The organism is Promicromonospora citrea (assembly GCF_013004695.1).
GTDB lineage: Bacteria > Actinomycetota > Actinomycetes > Actinomycetales > Cellulomonadaceae > Promicromonospora > Promicromonospora citrea.
In genome coordinates this window covers 1-19836 of sequence record NZ_JABEMG010000038.1, presented here as the reverse complement: position 1 = coordinate 19836, position 19836 = coordinate 1, and the positions used below count along the sequence as shown (strand labels likewise).

General features: G+C 72.7%; 21 protein-coding genes. 14 read left to right on the top strand and 7 right to left on the bottom strand.

Features of this window, described 5'->3' with window-relative positions; translation table 11 throughout:
• Together HLB15_RS09770 and dapD are read right to left on the bottom strand one after the other, a co-directional pair.
• The gene (locus tag HLB15_RS09770; protein WP_171105103.1) at positions 1-951 is read right to left on the bottom strand and encodes a hypothetical protein; all 951 of its coding nucleotides are present in this window, start codon (positions 949-951) and stop codon (positions 1-3) included.
• A gap of 47 nt (positions 952-998) precedes the next feature.
• Positions 999-1946, bottom strand: a complete 948-nt coding sequence (dapD, locus tag HLB15_RS09765) for a 2,3,4,5-tetrahydropyridine-2,6-dicarboxylate N-succinyltransferase (protein ID WP_171105102.1) — start codon at positions 1944-1946, stop codon at positions 999-1001.
• A gap of 42 nt (positions 1947-1988) precedes the next feature.
• Here dapD and dapE point away from each other — a divergent pair, with 42 nt between their 5' ends.
• From dapE to HLB15_RS09745, 4 genes are all read left to right on the top strand, one after another.
• Positions 1989-3116: a succinyl-diaminopimelate desuccinylase gene (gene dapE, locus HLB15_RS09760; RefSeq protein WP_171105101.1), complete on the top strand. Its 1128-nt coding sequence runs from the start codon at positions 1989-1991 to the stop codon at positions 3114-3116.
• Positions 3117-3125: 9 nt separating this feature from the next.
• The gene (locus HLB15_RS09755) at positions 3126-3989 is read left to right on the top strand and encodes an LOG family protein (protein ID WP_171105100.1); all 864 of its coding nucleotides are present in this window, start codon (positions 3126-3128) and stop codon (positions 3987-3989) included.
• Positions 3990-4901 (top strand): dihydropteroate synthase, encoded by a 912-nt coding sequence (folP, locus tag HLB15_RS09750; protein ID WP_171105099.1) that lies wholly within the window; start codon positions 3990-3992, stop codon positions 4899-4901.
• A gap of 134 nt (positions 4902-5035) precedes the next feature.
• Positions 5036-5203 (top strand): DUF3117 domain-containing protein, encoded by a 168-nt coding sequence (locus tag HLB15_RS09745; protein WP_119138860.1) that lies wholly within the window; start codon positions 5036-5038, stop codon positions 5201-5203.
• Between the two features lie 120 nt (positions 5204-5323).
• Here HLB15_RS09745 and HLB15_RS09740 read toward each other — a convergent pair whose 3' ends face one another.
• Positions 5324-5896, bottom strand: coding sequence for an O-methyltransferase (locus tag HLB15_RS09740; protein ID WP_308424931.1), 573 nt, complete (start codon positions 5894-5896; stop codon positions 5324-5326).
• A gap of 176 nt (positions 5897-6072) precedes the next feature.
• Here HLB15_RS09740 and sigE point away from each other — a divergent pair, with 176 nt between their 5' ends.
• The 7 genes from sigE (at position 6073) to HLB15_RS09705 (ending at position 11990) form a co-directional block, all read left to right on the top strand.
• Positions 6073-6672, top strand: coding sequence for an RNA polymerase sigma factor SigE (gene sigE, locus HLB15_RS09735; protein WP_171105098.1), 600 nt, complete (start codon positions 6073-6075; stop codon positions 6670-6672).
• On the top strand, positions 6672-7634 hold the full coding sequence (locus tag HLB15_RS09730; protein ID WP_171105097.1) for a zf-HC2 domain-containing protein: 963 nt from the start codon (positions 6672-6674) through the stop codon (positions 7632-7634). Before sigE ends, HLB15_RS09730 begins: the two co-directional genes overlap by 1 nt.
• Complete coding sequence (locus tag HLB15_RS09725) at positions 7631-9004, top strand: S1C family serine protease (protein ID WP_171105096.1); 1374 nt, start codon at positions 7631-7633, stop codon at positions 9002-9004. The genes HLB15_RS09730 and HLB15_RS09725 overlap by 4 nt, the downstream gene beginning before the upstream one ends.
• Before the next feature lie 9 nt (positions 9005-9013).
• The gene (locus HLB15_RS09720; protein ID WP_171105095.1) at positions 9014-9382 is read left to right on the top strand and encodes a twin-arginine translocase TatA/TatE family subunit; all 369 of its coding nucleotides are present in this window, start codon (positions 9014-9016) and stop codon (positions 9380-9382) included.
• Positions 9383-9447: 65 nt separating this feature from the next.
• A complete protein-coding gene (trpS, locus tag HLB15_RS09715) occupies positions 9448-10521 on the top strand; it encodes a tryptophan--tRNA ligase (protein WP_171105094.1) in 1074 nt (357 codons plus the stop codon).
• Positions 10518-11060 (top strand): 2'-5' RNA ligase family protein, encoded by a 543-nt coding sequence (locus tag HLB15_RS09710; RefSeq protein WP_171105093.1) that lies wholly within the window; start codon positions 10518-10520, stop codon positions 11058-11060. The genes trpS and HLB15_RS09710 overlap by 4 nt, the downstream gene beginning before the upstream one ends.
• 54 nt (positions 11061-11114) lie before the next feature.
• A complete protein-coding gene (locus tag HLB15_RS09705) occupies positions 11115-11990 on the top strand; it encodes a YihY/virulence factor BrkB family protein (RefSeq protein ID WP_171105092.1) in 876 nt (291 codons plus the stop codon).
• Positions 11991-12099: 109 nt separating this feature from the next.
• On the opposite strand, the gene HLB15_RS09700 is transcribed toward HLB15_RS09705, so the two are convergent.
• The 4 genes from HLB15_RS09700 to sdhC all read right to left on the bottom strand — a co-directional run bounded on the left by HLB15_RS09700 (position 12100) and on the right by sdhC (position 15611).
• Positions 12100-12858, bottom strand: coding sequence for a succinate dehydrogenase iron-sulfur subunit (locus HLB15_RS09700; RefSeq protein ID WP_171105091.1), 759 nt, complete (start codon positions 12856-12858; stop codon positions 12100-12102).
• The gene (gene sdhA, locus HLB15_RS09695; RefSeq protein WP_171105090.1) at positions 12858-14690 is read right to left on the bottom strand and encodes a succinate dehydrogenase flavoprotein subunit; all 1833 of its coding nucleotides are present in this window, start codon (positions 14688-14690) and stop codon (positions 12858-12860) included. Before sdhA ends, HLB15_RS09700 begins: the two co-directional genes overlap by 1 nt.
• A 73-nt stretch (positions 14691-14763) precedes the next feature.
• Positions 14764-15228, bottom strand: a complete 465-nt coding sequence (locus tag HLB15_RS09690) for a succinate dehydrogenase hydrophobic membrane anchor subunit (protein ID WP_171105089.1) — start codon at positions 15226-15228, stop codon at positions 14764-14766.
• Positions 15228-15611: a succinate dehydrogenase, cytochrome b556 subunit gene (sdhC, locus tag HLB15_RS09685; protein ID WP_171105088.1), complete on the bottom strand. Its 384-nt coding sequence runs from the start codon at positions 15609-15611 to the stop codon at positions 15228-15230. Before sdhC ends, HLB15_RS09690 begins: the two co-directional genes overlap by 1 nt.
• A 245-nt stretch (positions 15612-15856) precedes the next feature.
• On the opposite strand from sdhC, the gene HLB15_RS09680 reads away from it, so the two are divergent.
• The 3 genes from HLB15_RS09680 to HLB15_RS09670 all read left to right on the top strand — a co-directional run bounded on the left by HLB15_RS09680 (position 15857) and on the right by HLB15_RS09670 (position 19640).
• Positions 15857-16990, top strand: a complete 1134-nt coding sequence (locus HLB15_RS09680; RefSeq protein ID WP_171105087.1) for a mannose-1-phosphate guanylyltransferase — start codon at positions 15857-15859, stop codon at positions 16988-16990.
• A gap of 171 nt (positions 16991-17161) precedes the next feature.
• A complete protein-coding gene (locus tag HLB15_RS09675) occupies positions 17162-18391 on the top strand; it encodes an amidohydrolase (RefSeq protein WP_171105113.1) in 1230 nt (409 codons plus the stop codon).
• 166 nt (positions 18392-18557) lie between these two features.
• Complete coding sequence (locus HLB15_RS09670; protein WP_171105086.1) at positions 18558-19640, top strand: BMP family lipoprotein; 1083 nt, start codon at positions 18558-18560, stop codon at positions 19638-19640.
• Positions 19641-19836 lie beyond the last annotated feature (196 nt).

Here is a 19836-nt window from a genome sequence, read left to right as displayed (position 1 = left end):
TTACTCGGATGCGTCGGCGACGATGCGGACCTGGCCCGGGGGCAGCGGGCTCTCCGCCGGGAGCCACGCGGCCTCCTCGCGGAGCCACACCTGGTCGGCCACGCGCACCTCGATCGCCTGCGTCGCCTTGGCGGTGGCGACCGCCCACTGGGCCGTCGCCCACGCGCCGCGCTCGGGGTCGTCGGGCGTGAGCGGCGTCGCGTCCACGGTCACGGCCGACGACGCCGGGTCCTGCCTGGTCTCGGCCGCCCCGTCGGTCGCCGGCGCGAGCCCGAGGTCCCGGCCCAGCCGGCCGGCCACCGTGTCCCGTGCGGCCTCGGGCGCCCGCTGGTCGGCGTCCGCGACCGGACCGAGCTCGCACGACAGCACGCCGCGGGAGTTGCCGGTGAGGGCGGACGCCCAGGCCCGGGAGCGCATCTCGTGCTGCGCGTACGCCTGGGGGTAGGCCGACCGCTGGACCGTCTGCGCGGCGTCCGTGACGGCCATGTCCTCGTAGCCCTCGACCTCGACGAGCACGTCGTAGAACGCGTTGACCGAGTACACGGGGTCCATGATCTGCTCGGCGGTGCCCCAGCCCTGGGACGGCCGCTGCTGGAACAGGCCCACGGAGTCCCGGTCACCGTGGTCGATGTTGATGAGCTTCGACTCCTGCAGGGCCGTGGCCAGGCCGATCGTCGTGGCCCGGGCGGGCAGCCCGCGGGCGACGGCCGTGCCGGCCACGAGCGCGGCGTTGTCGGCCTGGTCGGGGGAGAGGAACCAGTCCGACCCGTCGAGCTCCGCGGTGCACCGCTCGGTGACGGGCCCGCCGCCCGTCAGGCGGTTGAGCCCGACGACGACGCCGACGGTCGCCACCGCGCACACCGACGCGATCGCGACCACGTACCGGAGGGCGCGCCGGACCGGGCGCCGGGGTGCGGCGGGAGGCGGGGCAACCTCGGCCACGAGTGCCATGCGTGCTTCCTCGCGTACTTCTGTGCGGTGCGTCCTGGGGAGGGGCGTCAGTTCGCGTGCAGCGCGTCGTTCAGCTCGATGCCGACGCCCGTGCGGTCGAGCACCTCGACGGTGCCGGTCGTGGAGTTGCGGCGGAACAGCAGGTTGCTGCGGCCCGCGAGCTCGCGCGCCTTGACGGCCGCCGTGCCGTCGCCGGTCGGGTCGACCGCGGCACCGAGGATGGTGACCTTGGTGCCCGCCGTGACGTACAGGCCCGCCTCGACCACGCAGTCGTCGCCGAGCGGGATGCCGAGGCCCGCGTTGGCGCCGAGCAGGCACCGCTCGCCCAGGGACACGACCTCCTTGCCGCCGCCGGACAGCGTGCCCATGATCGAGGCGCCGCCACCGACGTCGGACCCGTCGCCCACGGTGACGCCCGCGGAGATGCGGCCCTCGACCATGGAGGTGCCGAGCGTGCCCGCGTTGTAGTTGACGAACCCCTCGTGCATCACGGTCGTGCCGGGGGCGAGGTAGGCGCCCAGGCGCACGCGGTCGGCGTCGGCGATGCGGACACCCGACGGCATCACGTAGTCGACCATGCGCGGGAACTTGTCGACGCCGTAGACCGCGACCGGGCCACGGGTGCGCAGCCGCGCGCGCGTCTCCTCGAAGCCCTCGACCGCGCACGGCCCCGCGCTCGTCCACACGACGTTGGCCAGCACGCCGAAGATGCCGTCGAGGTTCAGGCCGTGCGGCGGCACGAGGCGGGTCGACAGCAGGTGCAGGCGCAGGTACGCGTCGGACGCGTCCTTCGGCGGGTCGGCGAGGTCGATCTGCGTGCTCACGACCTCGAGCCGGACGCGCCGCACCTCGTCGGTGCCCTCGAGCGCCGCGAGGGACCCGGGCGCGGTCGCGCCGGCCGGGGCGTCACCGAGGGCCGGGGCGGGGTACCAGGTGTCGAGAGTGGTGCCGTCGTCGGCGATCGTGGCCAGGCCGAAGCCCCATGCGGTCGTCATGCGCCCAGCCTAACGAACCCGGGCAGCACCTAGGGTGGGCCTGTGGACACCTCGATCGACCCCGTTCTGCTCGACCCGGCCGGCCCCGGCGCGGACCTCGTGGACCTCACCCGCGCGCTGTGCGACATCCCGTCCGTGAGCGGCGCGGAGAAGGAGCTCGCCGACGCGATCGAGGGCCTGCTGCGCGACCTGCCGCACCTCACGCTCGTGCGCGACGGCGACGCGCTCGTCGCCCGCACCGACCTGGGCCGCGACCGCCGCGTCGTGGTCGCGGGGCACATCGACACGGTGCCGGTCGCGGACAACCTGCCGACGCGGCTCGAGGGCGCAGGGCCCGACGCGGTGCTGTGGGGCCGCGGCACGGTCGACATGCTCGGCGGGGTGGCGGTCGCGGTCGCGCTGGCCGCCGAGCTCGGCGCGCCCGGCCGCCTGCCCGCGCACGACCTCACGTGGATCTTCTACGACCACGAGGAGGTCGACTCGTCGCTCAACGGCCTGGGCCGCCTGGCCCGCAACCACCCGGAGCTGCTGCACGGCGACTTCGCCATCCTGGGCGAGCCGTCGAACGCCGGCATCGAGGGCGGCTGCAACGGGACGATGCGCGTCGAGGTGCGCACCCGCGGCGTCGCCGCCCACTCGGCACGCGCCTGGACCGGCGAGAACGCCATCCACGCGGTCGCGCCCGTGCTCGCCCGCCTCGCCGCCTACGAGCCGCGTGAGGTCGAGGTCGACGGCCTGGTCTACCGCGAGGGCCTGAACGCTGTGCGCATCGAGGGCGGCATCGCGGGCAACGTCATCCCCGACGCGTGCACCGTCGAGGTGAACTACCGGTTCGCGCCGTCGCGGGACGTGGCCGAGGCGGAGGCGCACCTGCGCGAGGTCTTCGAGGGCTTCGACGTCGAGGTGACCGACGCCGCGGGCGGCGCTCGGCCCGGCCTCGACGACCCGCTCGCCGCCGCCTTCGTACGGTCCGTGCTCGACACCACCGGCGGCGCGCCCGCCCCGAAGTACGGGTGGACCGACGTCGCGCGGTTCGCCGAGCTCGGCGTGCCCGCCGTCAACTTCGGGCCCGGCGACCCCCTGCTCGCCCACAAGGACGACGAACGCCTCCCCGTCGCGCAGCTCGCGCAGTGCCGTGACGCGCTGCGAGCCTGGCTGCTCGACGGATAGCGTGGGCGCATGAGCGACGAAGGCCTCCCGGAGACCGGCCGCGGGTACCGCCGCGGACCGGTGCTCCTCCGCGGGAACCAGATCCCGAAGACCACGACCGACCAGCGGCTGCTGGCCTCCGACCAGGACACCGACTGGCTGCACAGCGACCCGTGGCGGGTCATGCGCATCCAGAGCGAGTTCGTCGAGGGCTTCGGCGCCCTCGCGGAGCTGGGGCCCGCCGTCTCGGTCTTCGGGTCGGCCCGGACCAAGCCCGACCACCCCGACTACCGGGCGGGCGAGGACGTCGGCCGGATGCTGGTCGAGGCGGGCTACGCCGTCATCACGGGCGGCGGCCCCGGGATCATGGAGGCCGCCAACAAGGGCGCCGCCGAGGCGGGCGGCACGTCGGTGGGGCTCGGCATCGAGCTGCCCTTCGAGCAGGGCGTCAACCAGTACGTCAACCTGGGCATCAACTTCCGCTACTTCTTCGCGCGCAAGACGATGTTCCTCAAGTACGCGCAGGGCTTCATCGTCATGCCCGGCGGGTTCGGCACGTTCGACGAGCTGTTCGAGGCCGTCACGCTCGTCCAGACGCACAAGGTCACGCAGTTCCCGCTCGTCCTCGTCGGCAGGAGCTACTGGGGCGGGCTCATGGACTGGCTCCGCACCAGCGTGCTCGAGCACGGCACCATCAGCGAGGCCGACCTCGACATCATCTACCTCACCGACGACCCCGCCGAGGCCGTGCGGCACGTCGTCGAGCGTGCCCACCAGATCGCGGCGGAGCAGGCCGCACTGCAGGCCGCCGCGGTGGCGGAGAAGGAGCAGGAGGAGGCAGCGGGCCCGGGGGCGCAGGGCCTCTGGCTGCCGACCACCCTGGGCGGCGCGTAGGTGGCCGACCCCGCCCCCGTCCCGCCGTCGTCCCCGCCGCTGGTGCTGCGCGGCCGCGAGCTGGGCCGCGACGGACGCGCCGTGCGCCCCGTCGTGATGGCCGTGCTCAACCGCACCACCGACTCGTTCTACGCTCCCGCGCGCGTGCCCGACGACGCGGCGGCGCTCGCGGCGGCCGAGCGCGCGTACGCCGACGGCGCGGAGATCCTCGACGTCGGCGGCGTGCGGGCGGGGACCGGCGATCCCGTCGACGAGGCGGAGGAGATCCGCCGCGTCGTGCCGTTCGTCGCGGCGGTCCGCGCGGCCGTGCCCGACCTGCTCGTGTCGGTCGACACGTGGCGGGCCGGCGTCGCGCGGGCGGCGATCGACGCGGGCGCCGACCTGATCAACGACACGTGGGCGGGCCACGACCCGCACCTCGTGGAGGTGGCGGGCGCGGCGGGTGTCGGCGTCGTCTGCTCGCACACGGGCGGGGCGGTGCCCCGCACCGACCCGCACCGGGTCGAGTACCCCGGCGGCCTGCTCGACGACGTCGTGGCGACCCTGCGCCGCAGCGCCGAGCGCGCCGTGGCGTCCGGGGTGCCGCGCGCGTCGGTGCTCGTGGACCCCACGCACGACTTCGGCAAGAACACGTGGCACTCGCTGGAGCTGCTGCGCCGCACGGGCACGCTCGCCGGGCTCGGGTTCCCGCTGCTGATGGCGCTGTCCCGCAAGGACTTCGTCGGCGAGACGCTGGACCTGCCGGCCGATGAGCGGCTCGAGGGCACGCTGGCCGCCACCGCGGTCGCCGCGTGGCTCGGTGCGCGGGTGTTCCGGGCCCACGATGTGCAGGCCACCCGACGCGTGCTCGACCTCGTGGCGGCGGTGCGGGACGAGGCGCCGCCCGCGGCCGCCGTGCGCGGCCTGGCCTGACTTCGAGACCCGAACGGAATGTCGCCGGTGGAAAGTAAGGGGCGCCAATTGAACTAGAATGGGTCCGTGCCCTCGGCGTTCGCCGGGAACATGAACGCTGCTAGACACCGGACAACGGAATGGGAGAGCCACACATGGCTGCGATGAAGCCGCGGACGGGTGACGGACCGCTCGAGGTCACCAAGGAGGGGCGCGGCATCGTCATGCGTGTGCCGCTCGAGGGCGGCGGCCGGCTCGTCGTCGAGCTGAACGCGACCGAGGCGAGCGAGCTCGGCGACGCTCTCCAGACCGTCGTCGCCTGACCTCTGGCTGACGGTCTCGTCGCCGACGGCCCACGCGCCGACGGCTCCGTCCTGGCGGTACCCCGGGCCCCTCGGCCCCCTCGTCCCGGCTGTCCGCCGCCCGAGCTGCCCCGGCGTGGTTCAGCGGCGGACGGCCAGCAGCAGCCCGTCCCCGCTCGGCAGCATGGCGGGCAGCACCCGGTCGTCGGCGCGCAGCGCCCGGCCGACCTCGCGCACGACGGTGGTGAGCTCGTCGCGGCGCGCCGGGTCCGCGACCCTGTCCCGCAGCAAGGCCCCGTCGACGGCGAGCACGCCGCCCGGCCGCAGCAGGCGCAGGGCCTCGTCCACGTACTCCGGGTAGGAGAGCGGGTCGCTCGCCACCAGCACCAGGTCGTACGCGGCGTCCGTGAGGCGGGGCAGCACGTCGCCCGGCCGGCCGGGGATGATGCGCGTGCGCTGCGGCGCGACGCCGTCCTCCGCGAACGCGACCCGCGCGGCCCGCTGGTGCTCCACCTCCCGGTCGATGGTCGTGAGCTGGCCGTCGAGCGGCATGCCCCGCAGCAGCCAGAGCGCCGCGACGCCCGCTCCCGTGCCGACCTCGACCACGGCGCGTGCGCCGGTCGCGGCGGCCAGCACCCGCAGCACCGCGCCGACGCCGGGCAGCACGGCGGGCGTGCCGAGCTCGGCGGCCCGCTCGCGGGCACGCAGCAGCACCTCGTCCTCGGGGACGAAGGCCTCGCTGTAGACCCAGGCCGCGACCCTGCCGTGGCCCGACGGCTCCGCTGTGCTGATGGCTTCCTCCGCTGGACTCGTCCAGATGTGTGCATCACGTGCGGCGTCAGGGTACAGCCCGTGGGAACGACTGGGCCGACACGTGCGTTGAGAGGACGATGACTTCTGTGAGTACTCGCGCAGCAGACGCAGGCGCACCGGCCCCCTCGGGCGCCGGTGCCGCCGCCATGCCCTGGCAGCCGCCCACGTGGGAGGAGATCGTGCGGGAGCACTCCGCACGCGTCTACCGCCTGGCCTACCGCCTGACGGGCAACAAGCAGGACGCGGAGGACCTCACGCAGGAGACGTTCATCCGCGTCTTCCGGTCCCTGTCGAGCTACACGCCCGGCACGTTCGAGGGCTGGCTGCACCGCATCACGACCAACCTCTTCCTCGACGGCGCGCGTCGCAAGAAGCGCATCCGCATGGAGGCGATGGGCGACGACGACAGCCACGTGGCCGACACCGGCGACTTCGGTCGGCCGGAGCGCGGCTACGAGCACGCCAACCTCGACGAGGACGTGCAGCGAGCGCTCGACGCGTTGCGCCCCGAGTACCGTGCGGCCGTGGTGCTGTGCGACATCGAGGGCCTGAGCTACGAGGAGATCGCCGTGACCCTTGGCGTGAAGCTGGGTACCGTGCGCTCCCGCATCCACCGCGCCAGGGCCCAGCTGCGCGACGCGCTGGAGCATCTTGCCCCGACCCGCGGGGGTGCGTGATGGGCCATCTCGGGGACCTGATCAGCGCGCTGGCCGACGGCCAGCTCTCGCCCGCCGAGACCGAGAAGGCGCTCTGCCACGTGACGACGTGCCGCCTGTGCGCCCGCGAGCTCGACACGGCCCGCGCGGCCCGGCGTGCCCTCTCGTCGGCCGCCGACGTGGTGCCGGACCCGGCGCTCACGGCGCGCCTCATGGCGCTCCAGGCGAGCATCCCGCCCACGGACGAGGACCCGTTGCGCCGCCCGCTGCTCGGCCCGGACCCGCTGGCCGCGCCCGCGTGGCAGACGGCGTCGTTCACGGGCGGCTTCGCGGGCAGCGCCCGCTTCGACGGCAGCATCGAGCGGTCGGCGCGGCGTCGGCGCACCGCCCGGATCGCGGCGCTCGGCGTCGGCGGCGTCGGCGTCCTGGGCCTTGCCCTGTTCAGCTTGGGCGACATGCCCGTGGTCTCCCCGCAGCTCTCCGCGCAGACCAGCATGACCATGCTGGGGCGCACCGGTCCGGACGACGTCGCGGCGGGGCAGGACGTGCTCGCCACGTTCGACGAGTCCCCGGACGACATGACGGCCGCGGCGCTCGACTGGGCCGAGGATCACGGCTGGGTCGCGCCCGCCGAGCTGCCCGCCGGGTACACCGTCTCGGCGATGCGCCTCGTGGGTGACAAGGGGCAGACGCTCGAGATCGACCTGACCGGACCGGACGGGCGTGCGGTGGTCCGTGAGCGCGCGGGCCAGCTCGCCCCGGGCGACGACGCGGCTCCCGGCGGCGTGCAGGTCCTCGCGACCGAGCCGACCCACGTGGCGTGGCAGTCGGACGACATGGTCGTCGACGTCGTCGCGGAGGCGCCCGAGGAGGTGCTGACCCAGCTCGTGGCATCGTTCGGTGAGCATGGCTACGATGCCGGGGTCCTGCCCCGCATCGCCCGCGGGTGGCACACCGTGACAGGAGCCATCGAGAGCCCATGACCGACGAGAACCCGTTCGCGCCGCCGACGCCGCGCGCCGCCCGGCCTGCCCAGGAGCCGCCGGCACCCGCCGCGCAGCCGGGGGAGCGGTCTGCGCCGCCGGCCGGTGAACCCGCGCCGGCTGCCGGGCAGGGCTCCGGTCACGTCACGGAGCGCCTCACGGCGCCGGTGCCGATGATGACGGTGCGCGCGCCGTCGGGCACGTTCGGCGCCACGGGTGCGGGCGAGACGGAGGAGACGCCCGCCGAGGACCCCGCGCCACCGCGACGCGGTCGGGTCGGTGCGGGCGCCGTGGTTGGCGTCGTGCTGCTGAGCCTCCTCGCGGGGGCGGGCGGCGGCGCGGGCGCGTACGCGCTGCTCGACGCACAGGGTCCGGCCCGCCCGGCCGACGTCGCGCTGCCGCAGCCGGCCGGTGGCACGGCCCCCGTCGAGCGCCCGGAGGGCTCCGTCGCGGCGATCGCGGCGGCCGCGCTCCCGAGCGTCGTGTCGATCGAGGTGCGTGCGGCGCAGGGTGTCGCGACCGGCTCCGGGATGATCCTCCAGGAGGACGGCTACATCCTCACGAACAACCACGTGGTCGCGGAGGCCGCCGACGGCGCCGACGTCGTGGTGACGTTCGCCGACGGCCACGAGCAGGAGGCCGAGCTGGTCGGCGCGACGCCGGACTACGACCTCGCGGTCATCCGCGTCGACGAGACGGGTCTGGAGCCGCTCGTGCTGGGCGACTCGGACGACGTCGTCGTCGGCGACGCGGTGCTCGCCGTCGGGTCGCCGCTCGGGCTCGAGGCGACGGTGACGACGGGCATCGTCAGCGCGCTGCACCGCCCCGTGAAGGCGGGCGAGGCCGCGGAGGCCGCGTTCATCGACGCCATCCAGACCGACGCCGCGATCAACCCGGGCAACTCCGGCGGCCCCCTCGTCAACTCGGCGGGCGAGGTGATCGGGATCAACTCGGCGATCGCCCAGGGCCCCGGCACCACGACGGCCACGGGCAACATCGGGCTCGGCTTCGCCATCCCGTCCAACCAGGCGCGCCACACGGCCGAGCAGCTCATCGAGACGGGCACGGCCACCTTCCCGGTCATCGGCGTCCTCCTGGACCCGACGTACCAGGGCGAGGGCGTGCAGGTGGCGTCCGAGCCGCAGCAGGGGACGCCCGCCGTCACGCCGGGCGGCCCGGCCGACCAGGCGGGCATCGAGCCGGGCGACGTGATCCTGGCGATCGACGGCAGGCCGGTGTCCGTGGCCGACGAGCTGATCGTGGCCATCCGCGCGAAGGCGCCGGGCGACCCGGTGACGCTGCAGGTGCGGTCGGGGGACGACGAGCGTGAGATACGCGTCGTGCTCCAGGAGCGGTCGAGCGGGCAGTAGGCTCAGAGCGTGTTCGGCATCAACGGCTGGGAGTTCGTGATCATCATCGTGGTCGCGATGCTCGTCATCGGCCCCGAACGGCTGCCGGGGTACGCGGAGCAGCTCGGTGCCCTCGTGCGCCGCGGCCGCGACCTCCTGCAGACGGCGAAGGCCCGAGTCGACGACGAGCTCGGGCCCGAGTTCAGCGACGTCGACTGGTCGAAGCTCGACCCGCGGCAGTACGACCCGCGCAAGATCGTGCGCGACGCCCTCCTGGACGACAGCCCGCCGCCGTACAGCCGCACCGCGGACCGCGACGGGGGCCCGAACGGGAGCCCGAGGTCGGCCGCTCCCGCCGCCGAACCGGGCAGGGCGCCCTACGACGACGAGGCGACCTGACCACGGGACCCGACGGCCGACCTGGCGATTCGGTGAGCGCGCACGGACCTGCCAGAATGTTGAGCATGTCCACCGATTCCCCGACCGCGGCCGGCGCGGCTGCCGACGCCGGCCGTACCACCCGCCAGCGCATCTTCTCCGGGATGCAGCCCACCGACGGCTCGCTCCACCTGGGCAACTACATCGGCGCCCTGTCGCAGTGGATCGCGCTGCAGGACTCGTACGACGCGCTGTACTGCGTGGTCGACCTGCACGCCCTCACGGTGAACCCGGACCCGGCGCTGCTGCGCGAGCGCACGCGACGTACCGCGGCGCAGTACCTGGCGGGCGGCATCGACCCGGAGCGCTCGGTGCTCTTCGTGCAGTCGCACGTCGCGGCGCACGCCGAGCTGGCCTGGCTGCTGAGCTGCCAGACGGGGTTCGGCGAGGCGAGCCGCATGACCCAGTTCAAGGACAAGTCCGCGAAGCAGGGCAGCGACGGCACCACGGTGGGCCTGTTCACCTACCCCGTGCTCATGGCGGCGGACATCCTGCTGTACGACGCGGCGCTCGTGCCCGTGGGCGAGGACCAGCGCCAGCACCTCGAGCTCACCCGTGACCTCGCGCAGCGGCTCAACACCCGGTTCGGCGACGGCACCGCCGTCGTCCCGGAGGCGCACATCGTCAAGGCCGTGGCCAAGATCCAGGACCTGCAGGACCCGGGTGCCAAGATGAGCAAGTCCAGCACGGGCGGCAAGGGCGTCGTCTGGCTGCTGGAGGACCCGAAGAAGGCGGTCAAGGCCATCAAGTCCGCCGTCACGGACGCGGACGAGTCGTACGGTGTGCGGTTCGACCCGGTCGCCAAGCCCGGCATCTCGAACCTGCTCACCATCTTCTCCGCGGTCACGGGCCGCGACGTCGACGAGATCGCCACGGAGTACGACGGCCGCGGCTACGGGTACCTCAAGGTCGACCTGGCCGACGCCGTCGTCGCCTTCCTCGAGCCGTTCCAGGCGCGGGCGAACACGTACCTCGCCGACCCGGCGCAGCTCGACAAGGTGCTGGCCGACGGCGCCGACCGGGCCCGTGAGATCGCGCAGCCCGTGCTCGAGCGGCTGTACGAGCGGTTCGGGCTGCTGCCCGCACGAGGCGAGCGGTGAACATCCCTGAACGGGGACCCGGCCAGATCCGCATCGGGATCGCGATCGAGATCCCGGAGCCGTACGCCGCGGAGCTGAGCGCCGCGCGGACGGCGGTCGACGACCCGCTCGCGCGGTTCATCCCGCCGCACATCACGCTGCTGGGACCCACGGTGCTGGAGGCCGACCAGCTCGCCGAGGCGCGCGCGCACCTGGCGGCCGTCGCGGCCTCCGCGCCGCCCTTCCGCGTGCAGCTGCGCGGCACGGCCACGTTCCGGCCGGTCTCGCCCGTGGTGTTCGTGGCGCTGTCGCAGGGGATCGCCGAGTGCGAGCAGCTCGAGCAGGCGGTGCGGTCGGGCATCCTCGACGGCGAGCTGCGGTTCAACTACCACCCGCACGTCACCATCGCCCACGAGGTGCCCGACGCGGCCCTCGACAAGGCGTTCGAGGCGATGGCCGACTACTCGGCCGAGTTCGACGTCGACCGGTTCTACCAGTACGAGCACGGCGACGACGGGATCTGGCGGCCGCAGGCGGCGTTCCCGCTCGGCCGGTCCTGAGACGGTTCACCGCCCGCCCGGTGAGCTGGGCGGCGTCCGCATAGGCTCGGCGCGATGAAGCGGCTGATCGAGCTCGGCACGGCGCTGTGGGCGCGCTGGCAGGCGACGCGCCCCGCCCGGGCGCTCGAGCGGTTCACCACCGCCAACGGACCCGTCCTCAGCGGCGGCATGGCGTACGCGGCCCTGTTCTCGCTGTTCGCCGCCCTCGCCATCGGCTGGACGATCCTCGTGCGGGTGCTCGGCGGCGACGCGGCCCTGCGCGACGCCGTCCTCACGGAGGTGGACACCTGGCTGCCCGGGCTGGTGGACACCGGCGGCGGGGGTGTGCTGGCGCCGTCGGACCTCGTGCTGTCCACGGGGCTGAGCTGGACGTCGGTCGTCGCCGCCCTCGTGCTGCTCTGGTCGGCGACGGGGTTCATGGGGGCGCTGCGCAGCTCGGTGCGCGCGATGTTCGGCGAGACGGACGGCGCCGGGAACCTGGTCACCGAGCGGCTGCGGCAGCTCCTGGGCTTCGTGCTGCTGGGCGTCGGCGTGCTCGTCACCGCGGCGTCGAGCGTGGCGGTGGCCGCGGCGGTGCCCTGGGTGCTGGAGTCGCTCGGCCTGGACGGCGGTGTGGTGTCGTTCGCCGTGCGCGCGGGCGGCGCGCTGGTGACGCTGCTGCTCGACGCGGCGGTGGTGGCCGCCGTCGTGCGGTGGGTGGGCGGCGTGCGCCCTGCGCGGCGCGACCTGGTGGGCGGTGCGCTGGTGGTCGGCGTCCTGGCCGGCGGGCTGCGCTACCTCGGCACGGAGCTGGTCACCGAGGCGGCGTCACGCAACGCGCTGCTGGCGTCGTTCGCCGTGGTGGTCACGATCCTCGTGCTGGTCAACCTCCTGGCACGCGCCCTGCTCCTGACCTGCGCCTGGATGTCCAACCCCGCCCCGCCGAGGTAGTCACGTGGCGAGGTAGTCACCTGGCGAGGTAGTCATGTAGCGAGGTAGTCACCTGCCCGATGACTACCTCGCTACGTGACTACCTCGCCAGGTGACTACCTCGGCGGGGTCAGAAGGCGCGGGTGATCATCGCGCGCTTGACCTCCTGGATGGCCTTCGTGACCTCGATGCCGCGGGGGCACGCCTCGGTGCAGTTGAAGGTCGTGCGGCAGCGCCACACGCCCTCCTTGTCGTTGAGGATCTCGAGGCGCTGCGAGCCACCCTCGTCACGGCTGTCGAAGATGAAGCGGTGCGCGTTGACGATCGCGGCCGGGCCGAAGTACTGGCCGTCCGTCCAGAACACCGGGCAGGACGACGTGCACGCGGCGCACAGGATGCACTTGGTCGTGTCGTCGAAGCGGGCGCGGTCCTCGGGGGACTGGTAGCGCTCGCGCGACGGCTCGTTGCCCGACGTGATGAGGAACGGCATCATCTCGCGGTAGGAGGCGAAGAACGGCTCCATGTCGACCACGAGGTCCTTGACCACGGGCAGGCCCTTGATGGGCTCGACGGTGATCGGCTTGTCGGGGTTGACGTCCTTGAGCAGCGTCTTGCAGGCGAGACGGTTGCGGCCGTTGATCCGCATCGCGTCCGAGCCGCACACGCCGTGCGCGCACGACCGGCGGAACGTGAGCGAGCCGTCGTCGTCCCACTTGATCTTGTGCAGGGCGTCGAGGATGCGGTCGGTGCCGTGCGCCTCGACGGTGAAGTCCTGCCAGGTGGCCTCGTCGGACACCTCGGGGTTGAACCGCCGGACCCGCAGCGTGACCGTGAACGAGGGGATCTCGCCCGCGGCGGACGGTGCGTCGGCTTCGAGAGTGGCAGTCATCAGTACTTACGCTCCATCGGCTCGTACCGGGTCTGGATGACGGGCTTCGAGCCCAGGACGACCTTGTAGCCGTCGAACTGCTCGACGTGGTCGAAGTAGCCCTTCACGTGACCCTCGGCCTTGTCGGAGGCCTCCGGCGGTCGGCGGTAGGCCATCGTGTGCAGCATGTAGTTCGAGTCGTCGCGCTGCGGGAAGTCCTCGCGGTAGTGACCGCCGCGCGACTCCTTGCGGTTGATCGCCGCGACCACGGTGACCTCGGCGATGTCGAGCAGGAAGCCGAGCTCGATGGCCTCCAGCAGGTCGGTGTTGAAGAGCTTGCCCTTGTCCTGCACCGACGCGTTGCGGTAGCGCTTCTGCAGCTCGCGGATGTCGGACAGGGCCTGGTTCAGGGACTCGCCCGTGCGGAACACCTGGGCGTTGAGGTCCATGGTCTCCTGCAGCGCCTTGCGGATGTCCGCGACGCGCTCGCCGTCCGGGCGGTTGCGCATCTCCTCGAGCTGCGCGACCACGCGCTCGGCGGGGTTCTCGGGCAGCTCGTGGAACGACGCGGTCTTGGCGTACGCGGCGGCCGCACGACCCGAGCGCTTGCCGAAGACGTTGATGTCGAGCAGCGAGTTGGTGCCGAGGCGGTTGGACCCGTGCACCGACACGCACGCGACCTCGCCGGCGGCGTACAGGCCCTTGACGACGTTGACGCCGTCGCGCAGCACCTCGCCCTGCACGTTGGTCGGCACGCCGCCCATCGCGTAGTGCGCCGTCGGGTAGACGGGGACGGGCTCCGTGTACGGCTCGATGCCGAGGTAGGTGCGCGCGAACTCGGTGATGTCCGGGAGCTTCGCGTCGATGTGCGCGGGCTCGAGGTGCGTCAGGTCGAGCAGCACGTAGTCCTTGTTCGGGCCGGCGCCGCGGCCCTCGCGCACCTCGTTGGCCATCGACCGGGCGACGATGTCGCGCGGCGCGAGGTCCTTGATGGTGGGGGCGTACCGCTCCATGAAGCGCTCGCCGTCGGCGTTGCGCAGGATGCCGCCCTCGCCGCGGGCGGCCTCCGACAGGAGGATGCCGAGGCCCGCGAGGCCTGTCGGGTGGAACTGGAAGAACTCCATGTCCTCCAGCGGCAGGCCGCGGCGGTAGGCCAGGGCCATGCCGTCACCCGTGAGGGTGTGGGCGTTCGAGGTGGTCTTGAAGATCTTGCCTGCGCCGCCGGTGGCGAAGATGATCGCCTTGGCCTGGAACACGTGGATCTCACCGGTGGCGAGGTCGTAGGCGACGACGCCGGTCGCGTTGACCTCCTCGCCCGCCGCGATCTCCTCGGTGGTGAGGTCGTGGTCGGTGATGAGGTCGAGCACGTAGAACTCGTTGAAGAACTCCACCTCCTGCTTGACGCAGTTCTGGTAGAGCGTCTGGAGGATCATGTGGCCCGTGCGGTCGGCCGCGTAGCACGCGCGGCGGACGGCGGACTGGCCGTGGTCACGCGTGTGCCCGCCGAAGCGGCGCTGGTCGATCTTGCCCTCGGGCGTGCGGTTGAAGGGCAGGCCCATCCGCTCGAGGTCGAGGACCGACTCGATGGCCTCCTTCGCGAGGATCTCCGCCGCGTCCTGGTCGACGAGGTAGTCGCCGCCCTTGACCGTGTCGAAGGTGTGCCACTCCCAGTTGTCCTCCTCGACGTTGGCGAGGGCCGCGGCCATGCCGCCCTGGGCGGCACCGGTGTGGGAGCGGGTGGGGTACAGCTTGGAGATCACCGCGGTGCGGGCCTCCTTCGACGACTCGAGGGCCGCGCGCATGCCTGCGCCGCCCGCGCCGACGATCACGACGTCGTACTGATGGGTCTGCATCGGGCTCGATGCCTCCTGCTGATGAGGTTCGGGGTGTGGGGCTGGGGGTGTGCCGGTGCTACGGGTGCCGTGCTCAGGCCGTGCAGAAGGAGGCGAGCAGCTCGGCGGGCGCGCCCGGGGGGCACGGGTCGAACGTGAAGATCACCAGGGTGCCCAGCACGACCACGACGGCGAACGCCAGGTACAGCAGGCCCTTGAGGATGCCGCGCGTCGCGTCCTTGGTGGCGTAGTCGTTGATGATGGTGCGCACGCCGTTGGTGCCGTGGATCATCGCGAGCCACAGCATGAGCAGGTCCCAGACCTGCCACAGCGGGCTCGCCCACTTGCCGGCGACGAAGCCGAAGTCGATGGCGTGCACACCGTCGCCCACCAGGAGGTTGACGAACAGGTGCCCGAAGATCAGGACGAGCAGCACCACGCCGGAGGCCCGCATGAAGACCCAGGAGTACAGCTCGTAGTTGCCGCGCGTCGTCTTGCGGCGCACGTACGGGGACCGCGGGGAGTCCACCTTGGCCACAGCGGCGGTTCCGTGCGTCATCAGTGCCCCCCGGTGAAGACGTTGACGAGGTGACGGGGCAGGAAGCCCGCCATGGTCACGACGAACAGGCCGACGACCACCCAGAGCATGACCTTCTGGTAGCGCGGGCCCTGGGCCCAGAAGTCCACCAACAGGATGCGGATGCCGTTGAAGGCGTGGAAGACGATCGCGGCGACCAGGCCGGCCTCGCCGAGCCCCATGATCGGGGTCTGGTACGTGCCGATCGCTGCGTTGTACGCCTCGGGGGACACGCGGACCAGCGCGGTGTCGAGCACGTGCACGAGCAAGAAGAAGAAGATGAGCACGCCGGTCACGCGGTGCGCGACCCACGACCACATGCCTTCTCGGCCGCGGTACAACGTGCCTGCTGGTGCGGTGGGCACTTCGGGAGCCTCCTATGGCTGTCCGGCTGGGGGTGGCTGGTCCCCACTGTAATGACAACTGGTCGCCTCGAACGCCGCCCGGCGGCCCTGCCGGGCATCGAGACACAGCCTTTGTGACTGATCCCACAGGGGAGATGTCGCAAGTTCGGGCACCCGTCAGGTTGCTCGCGCGTTGCTGGACGTCCGCGGGTGAGGTCGGCAGGTTATCGCTGCGCGAACGTCGCCGGGCTGACATCCTGCGGGGCATGACTTCGGCCGCCGACCTATCGTCCCCGATCGACGACTTCTTCGCAGTGGTACCGGCCGGCGGGTCCGGCACGCGGCTGTGGCCGCTGTCGCGCGGCGGGGAGCCCAAGTTCCTGCACGACCTCGTCGGCTCGGGCGAGTCGTTGCTGCAGGCCACGGAGCGCCGCCTGCGCCCCCTCGCCGGGCCCGACGGCGTCGTGCTGGTCACGGGGGAGCAGCACGTCGCGGCCGCCCGCGCGCAGCTGCCCGGCCTGTCCGACGACGCGATCCTGGCCGAGCCGGCGCCGCGCGAGTCGATGGCGGCGATCGGGCTGGCGGCGGCCGTCCTGGAGCGGCGGCACGGCGACGTGGTCATCGGGTCGTTCGCCGCCGACCACGTGATCAGCGGCACGCGGGCGTTCCAGCTCGCGGTCCGCGAGGCGGTCGCCGCCGCCCGTGCGGGATATGTCACGACGGTGGGCATCGCGGCGTCGCGCCCGTCGACCGCGTTCGGCTACGTGCGCTCGGGGGAGCCGCTCGGCGTCGAGGGCGCCCCGCACACCCTGCACGTGCGCGGGTTCACCGAGAAGCCCGACGCCGCGACGGCGCGGGCCTACCTCGCCTCGGGGGAGTACCGGTGGAACGCGGGCATGTTCGTCGCGTGCACGTCCGTGCTGCTCGGCCACCTCGCCGAGCAGCGCCCCGCGCTGCACGACGCGCTGCGCCGCGTCGCGGACGCCTGGGACACCCCGCGCCGGGGTGCGGTGCTCGAGGAGGAGTGGCCGGGCCTGGAGAAGATCGCGATCGACCACGCCGTGGCCGAGCCGGTCGCGGCGGCGGGCGGCGTCGCCGTCGTCCCGGGGACGTTCGGGTGGGACGACGTCGGGGACTACAACTCGCTGGCCGTCCTCCTGCCCTCGGACGACGACCGCGGCGCCAAGGTGCTCGGTGACCCCGGCGACGTGCTGCGGATCGAGAGCGCCGGCTCGGTGGTGGTACCGGCGTCGGGCCGCCTGGTGACGGTGCTGGGCTTGGACGACGTCGTGGTCGTGGACACGCCCGACGCGCTGCTGGTCACCACGCGCGCCCGGGCGCAGCAGGTGAAGGACGTGGTCGCGGCCGTGCGGGAGCGCGGGCGGGACGACCTGCTCTGAGGGGGCGACCGGGCGGTTCGCCCGGTCTGTGAGAGCCCGCACGTCCGCATGGTGGGACATCACGGTCCAGGCCGTGTCTCGCGAGCCGGACGGCGCTACGTTGGTGTGGTGAACCCCACCCAGCCGCCCGTCAGCCTCGCCGACTTCGATCTGATCGTTTCGAACGACGAGATGCCCGTCGGGGACGTGCCCGGGGGCAACGCGACGGACGTCGTCGCAGGCCTGGCCGCCCGCGTGGGCGAGCTGACCGAGCAGCTGGAGGACGAGCTCGTCGCCTTCCGCCGCGACGTGCACGCGCACCCCGAGCTGTCCCGCAAGGAGGTGCGCACCACGCAGGCCGTCGCCGACCGGCTGCGCGCCGCGGGCCTCGAGCCCCGCCTGCTGCCGATCGGCTCGGGGCTCGTGTGCGACATCGGCCCGGACCACGGGCCGGACGGCGAGGGGCGCGTGGGCCTGCGCGCCGACCTCGACGCGCTGCCGCTGCAGGAGACCAGCGGCGTGGAGTTCGCCTCGACCCAGCCGGGCGTCGCGCACGCCTGCGGGCACGACGTGCACACCACCGTGGTGCTCGGGGCCGGGCTCGTGCTGGCCCGGCTGCACGAGGAGGGGCGGCTGCGCCGCGGCGTGCGCCTGTTCTTCCAGCCGGCCGAGGAGGTCTTCCCCGGCGGCGCGGAGGACATCATCAACCGCACCTCCGAGCTGGACGGCGTGGACCGCATCGCGGCGCTGCACTGCGACCCGAAGTTCGACGTCGGGCACGTCGGCACGCGCATCGGCCCCATCACCTCCGCGAGCGACTCGGTGATCGTGACCATCACGTCGCCCGGCGGGCACACCTCGCGCCCGCACCTGACCGGCGACGTGGTCTTCGCGCTCGGCCAGGTCATCACGCAGACCCCTGCCGTGCTGGGCCGCCGCCTCGACCCCCGCTCGGGCGTCAACCTCACGTGGGGCGCCGTGCAGGCGGGCTCGACCCCCAACGCCATCCCGTCGACCGGCGTGCTCAAGGGCACGCTGCGCTGCCTCGACGTGCGCGCGTGGGAGAAGGCGGGCGAGATCGTGCGCGAGGCGGTCGAGCAGGTCGTCGCCCCGTACCAGGTCAACGTCTCGGTGACGGTCACGCACGGCGTGCCGCCGGTCGAGAACCAGACCGAGGCCACGTGCGACCTCGAGGACGCGGTGCGCGACGCCGTCGGGCCCGACGCCGTGCAGCTCACCGAGCAGTCCATGGGCGGCGAGGACTTCGCGTGGTACCTGCGCAAGGTGCCCGGCACGATGGCGCGTCTCGGCGTGCGTACCCCGGGCGGCCGGACCTATGACCTGCACCAGGGCGACCTCGTCGTCGACGAGCGGGCGATCGGCGTGGGCGTGCGGACCCTGGCGCAGTTCGCGGTCCGCTGACCTCGCCACCGGGGCACGCGGGTGACGCGAAGATGTTCCGGTCGATGACGCTTCGGTAACGACTTCCTGCGGTTACCGTCTCGAAACGCGAAACGCAGGATGCGCTGGCTACCCTCGGTGCGGTATAGGGTCCCCTCCGGCCCTCAAGAACATCGAAGGAGCACCTGTGAAGAAGGCTGTTCGGCTTACCGCCCTTGCGGGAGCAACGGCGCTCGCGCTCGCGGCTTGCGGCGAGGCCCCCACCGAGTCCACGGGCGACGGCTCCGCCGCTGCCGGCGACTTCAAGCCCTGCATCGTGTCGGACGCCGGTGGCTTCGACGACAAGAGCTTCAACCAGCTCAGCTTCGAGGGCGCCGAGGCGGCGGCCGACGAGCTCGGCACCGAGCTGGTCGACGTCCAGTCCGCGTCGGAGAACGACTACAAGGGCAACGTCGAGTCCCTCGTGGCCGAGTCCTGCGACGCGATCGTCACGGTCGGGTTCGCGCTGTCGGCGACCACCATCGAGTCGGCGACGGCCAACCCGGACATCGACTACATCATCATCGACGACGCGGCCGACGCGGACTTCGACGGCAACGCGGACGCGGACAACATCAAGCCGCTGCTGTACGACACGGCGCAGGGCGCGTTCCTCGCCGGCTACCTCGCGGCGGGCTACTCGGAGACCGGCAAGGTCGGCACCTTCGGCGGCATGGACTACCCGACCGTCACGATCTTCATGGACGGCTTCAAGCAGGGCGTCGACTACTACAACGAGACCAAGGGCGAGAACGTCGAGCTCGTCGGCTGGGACGGCAAGAAGGGCTCGTTCACGGGCGGCTTCGCGGCCGACCCCGCCGCGAAGACCACGGCGCAGAACATCCTCGACCAGGGCGTCGACGTGATCCTGCCCGTCGGTGGCCCGATCTACCAGTCCGCGATCGACGCGATCGAGGACTCGGGCGAGGACGTCGCCCTGATCGGTGTCGACGCCGACTTCTACGACTCGGACCCGACCACCCAGGACATCGTGCTGACCTCCATCCTCAAGGGCATGGACGTCTCCACGAAGGAGGCGGTGCTCTCCTCGGGCAACGACGAGTTCGACCCGACGCCGTACGTCGGCACCCTGGAGAACGGCGGCGTGGACATCGCCCCGCTGCACAACTTCGAGGACAAGGTCGACCCGGCCCTGTGGGACGAGGTCGAGGCCCTCAAGGAGTCGATCATCGCCGGTGACGTCGAGGTGGAGTCCTACCTCGCGCAGTGACATGACGCACCATGGTCCCGGGGGGTACGGCCTGCGCCGTGTTCCCCGGGACCTGTCATGAGCACGTCCCCCATCTCGGGAAGGAACCCCATGCGGCTCGAGCTGCGCGGTATCACCAAGCGCTTCGGCGCGCTCGTCGCGAACGACCACATCGACCTGGTGGTCGAGCCGGGCGAGATCCACTGCCTCCTGGGCG